Source organism: Streptomyces sp. CO7 (assembly GCF_053474865.1).
In genome coordinates this window covers 19,483-23,149 of the sequence record NZ_JBRIOU010000014.1, presented here as the reverse complement: position 1 = coordinate 23,149, position 3,667 = coordinate 19,483, and the positions used below count along the sequence as shown (strand labels likewise).

The 3,667-nt window shown below is 72.7% G+C and carries 4 protein-coding genes; all 4 read right to left on the bottom strand.

Features of this window, described 5'->3' with window-relative positions; genetic code table 11:
• A partial coding sequence (locus ACOV8S_RS30470) for an ADP-ribosylglycohydrolase family protein (RefSeq protein WP_448321716.1) occupies positions 1–845 on the bottom strand: 845 nt, incomplete at its 3' end.
• A 76-nt stretch (positions 846–921) separates the two neighbouring features.
• Positions 922–1,977, bottom strand: a complete 1,056-nt coding sequence (locus tag ACOV8S_RS30465) for a pseudouridine synthase (protein WP_351112718.1) — start codon at positions 1,975–1,977, stop codon at positions 922–924.
• Positions 1,977–2,636, bottom strand: coding sequence for an SMC-Scp complex subunit ScpB (gene scpB, locus ACOV8S_RS30460; RefSeq protein ID WP_448321715.1), 660 nt, complete (start codon positions 2,634–2,636; stop codon positions 1,977–1,979). Before scpB ends, ACOV8S_RS30465 begins: the two co-directional genes overlap by 1 nt.
• Positions 2,633–3,667, bottom strand: a 1,035-nt coding sequence (locus ACOV8S_RS30455) for a segregation and condensation protein A (RefSeq protein WP_448321714.1), incomplete at its 5' end; no start/stop codon positions are given. The genes ACOV8S_RS30455 and scpB, both read right to left, overlap by 4 nt.

Here is a 3,667-nt window from a genome sequence, read left to right as displayed (position 1 = left end):
GTCAGGGGCTCGTCGGGGAAGAGGAGGAAGCACAGCAGGCCGGTCGCCATCGCCTCCTCCGCGATCCACCCCTCCCCCGTGACCAGGCACGGGTCGGTCTCCGGCGAGACGGAGCCGACCGCCTCCCGCAGCCGGTCCAGGACCGCCAGGCAGTCGTCCCAGCCCCGCCGGACGAAGTGCACCGGCGTGGGGTCCTGCGACCGCAGCCACAGGTCGCCCAGCCACCGCTCGTGGTAGACGTCCCGGTTGTCGAGCGCGTAGGACCGCAGCAGCCCCACCAGGGCGGTGGGGTCCGCGCCCTGGGCGAGCAGCCGGACCGCGTGGGCGGTGAGGTCGGAGGCGGCGAGCGCCGTCGGGTGGCCGTGGGTGAGGGCGGACTGGAGCTGCGCCGCGCCGGCCCGCTCCTCGTCGGTGAGCCCGGGGATCAGGCCCACCGGCGCGACCCGCATGTTGGCCCCGCACCCCTTGGAGTGGATCTGGCCGGCGTCCTGCCAGGCCAGGCCCTCCGCCGCCAGCAGCTCGCAGGCGGTGATGCAGGTGTTTCCCGGCGCCCGGTTGTTCTCCGGGGAGCGGTTCCACGCGACGAACTCCTCGCGCACCGGCCCCTCCATCGCCTTCGGCCCGAGCCGCCCGTGCTCCATGGCGGTGCGCAGCCCCCGGCCGAGGGCCAGCGTCATCTGGGTGTCGTCGGTGACGATCGCCGGCGTGGGCAGTTCCATCTCCCGCCACGGGCCGCACTTCTCGAGGATCTGCGGCACGCTGCTGAACTCGGTCGGGAAGCCGAGCGCGTCCCCCAGCGCCAGGCCGATCAGCGTCCCGGTGGCGGCGTTCTTGGTCGTGGTCATGAAGGAACCCCCTTATGCGTCACATTGACGATAAGAGGGTTCGCTCCACGGCACAAGTAACTTCTGGAGGGACTTTCTAGAGATCGACCTCGCGCATCAGCATGCCGACCTCGGTGTTCGACAGCCGCCGCAGCCAGCCCGACTTCTGGTCGCCCAGGGTGATCGGGCCGAAGGCGGTGCGCACCAGGCTCTCCACCGGGAAGCCGGCCTCGGCCAGCATGCGCCGCACGATGTGCTTGCGGCCCTCGTGGAGGGTCACCTCGACCATGTAGTGCTTGCCGGTCTGCTCGACCACGCGGAAGTGGTCGGCGCGGGCGTACCCGTCCTCGAGCTGGATGCCGTCCTTGAGCTGCTTGCCCAGGTCGCGCGGGATCGGGCCGATGATGTGCGCGAGGTAGATCTTCTTCACGCCGTACTTCGGGTGGGTCAGCCGGTGGGCCAGCTCGCCGTGGTTGGTGAGCAGGATGACGCCCTCGGTCTCGGTGTCCAGGCGGCCCACGTGGAAGAGCCGGGTGTCCCGGTTCGTGACGTAGTCGCCCAGGCACTGGCGGCCCTCGGGGTCCTCCATGGTGGAGACCACGCCGGCCGGCTTGTTGAGCGCGAAGAACTGGTAGGACTGCGTGGCCACGGTCAGGCCGTCGACCTTGACCTCGTCCTTCTCCGGGTCGACCCGCTTGCCCTGCTCGAGGACGATCTCGCCGTTGACCTCGACGCGCGCCTGCTCGATCAGCTCCTCGCAGGCCCGGCGGGAGCCGTAGCCGGCGCGGGCCAGCACCTTCTGCAGGCGCTCGCCCTCCTGCTCGGCGCCGGGGAAGGTCTTGGGCAGCTTGACGTCCTTCTTGCCCGCGTACCGCTCCCGGTTGCGCTCCTCGATCCGCGCGTCGTACTCACGGGAGGTCGCGGGCTGGGTGCGCCCGCCGCGGCCGCCGCCCGACTTCGCGCCACGCGCGCCGGAGGCGCCGCCACGACCGGCCTTCGGGCCGTCCTTGGTCGCCCCGGGACCCACGTCGTAGCGGCGCTCCTCGGGGCGGGGCTTGCGGGGGCGGCCCTGCCCCTGCTTCTGGTCCCTGTCGTTGCCGGCGCCACGGGAGTTCCCGCGCCCGCCGCTCTTGCCGCTGCCGCTGCTTCGCATCAAAATTCCGTCTGGTCGTCTGCGTCGTCTGCTCCCGGCGCATCGGGTGCGTCCGGGTCGAACGACGGAACCCCTTCCTGGCTCTCGGCCTCGATCGTCTCCGCCTCCGGGACGAAGGGCGCGAGCTCGGGGAGCTCGTCCAGACCGCGCAGGCCCATCCGCTCCAGAAAGTAGTTCGTCGTCCTGTACAGGATCGCACCTGTTTCGGGTTCCGTGCCCGCCTCCTCGACCAGACCCCTCTGGAGGAGGGTGCGCATGACGCCGTCGCAGTTCACTCCGCGCACCGCGGAGACCCGTGAGCGGCTGACCGGCTGCCGGTAGGCGACGACCGCGAGGGTCTCCAGGGCGGCCTGGGTGATGCGGGCGGTCCGCCCGTCCAGGACCAGCGCGTCCACGGCGGCGGAGTACTCGGGCCGGGTGTAGAACCGCCAGCCGCCGGCGACCTTGCGCAGCTCGAAGCCGCGGCCCTGCACGGTGTACTCGTCGGCCAGTTCACGCAGGGCGTCGGCGACGGCCCGGCGGGGGCGCTGGAGCACCTTGGCGAGGTGTTCCTCGGCCGCGGGCTCGTCGACGACCATCAGCACGGCCTCCAGGGCGGGCTTGAGGTCGAGGCCCGCGACGGCGTCGTCGGGTGCGGCGGGGTGCTCGACGGCGCTCATGCGCGCTCCTCCTTCGTCGTGTCTGCCTTCGTCCTGTCGGCCGCGGCCTCGGCAGCCGGGCGGTCGAACTCGTCGGTGACGACCGGGCGGGGGCCGTCCTCGGTGCCGGTCCAGCGGACCAGCAGCTCGCCGAGGGCGGTCTCCTGTTCCAGGGCGACCGCCTTCTCCCGGTAGAGCTCGAGCAGCGCGAGGAAGCGGGCGACGACGGTGAGGGTGTCGTCGGTGTCCTCCACCAGGGTGCGGAAGGTGGCCTCGCCCAGCTCGCGCAGCCGGGTCAGCACGACGGCCGCCTGTTCGCGCACGCTCACCAGCGGGGCGTGGATGTGGTCGACGTACACCTGCGGCGGGGGCTTGGGCTGCATCGCCTTGACCGCGAGCCGGGCGAATCCCTCGGGGCCGATGCTGAGGACCACGTCGGGCAGCAGCTCGGCGTGGTGCGGCTCGAGGCCCACGGTGCGGGGGTGGCGGCGGGCCTCGTCCTCCAGGCGGGCGCTGAAGATGTCGGCGATCTGCTTGTACGCGCGGTACTGGAGCAGCCGGGCGAAGAGCAGGTCGCGGGCCTCCAGCAGGGCGAGGTCGGCCTCGTCCTCCACCTCCGCGGCGGGCAGCAGGCGGGCCGCCTTGAGGTCCAGCAGGGTGGCCGCGACGACCAGGAACTCGGTGGTGCGGTCCAGGTCCCAGTCGTCGCCGCGGGAGCGGATGTGGGCCATGAACTCGTCGGTCACCTGGGACAGCGCCACCTCGGTGACGTCCAGCTTGTGCCGGGAGATCAGCTGCAGCAGGAGGTCGAAGGGCCCCTCGAAGTTCGTGAGCCGCACGGTGAACGTGTCGGGGTCCGCCGCGGGCGCGGAGTCTCCGTCCCGCGCCGGCGGGGCCGCGGGAGACCGCGCGCCGTCGGGCGCAGGCGCGGCGGCAGGTGCGGCGGCGGCCGCCACCGGGGCCTCGTCGGACGGGGGCGCGGCGGTGGGCGCCCCCGCGGAGTCGTGCGACGGCACCTCGGCGGAGTCGTGCGGCGCTGCAACGTCCTGCGG

Coding starts and splice junctions, on each gene's coding strand:
- scpB (WP_448321715.1), bottom strand. CDS start 2,636: ATGAGCGCCGTCGAGCACCCCGCCGCACCCGACGACGCCGTCGCGGGC.
- ACOV8S_RS30465 (WP_351112718.1), bottom strand. CDS start 1,977: ATGCGAAGCAGCGGCAGCGGCAAGAGCGGCGGGCGCGGGAACTCCCGT.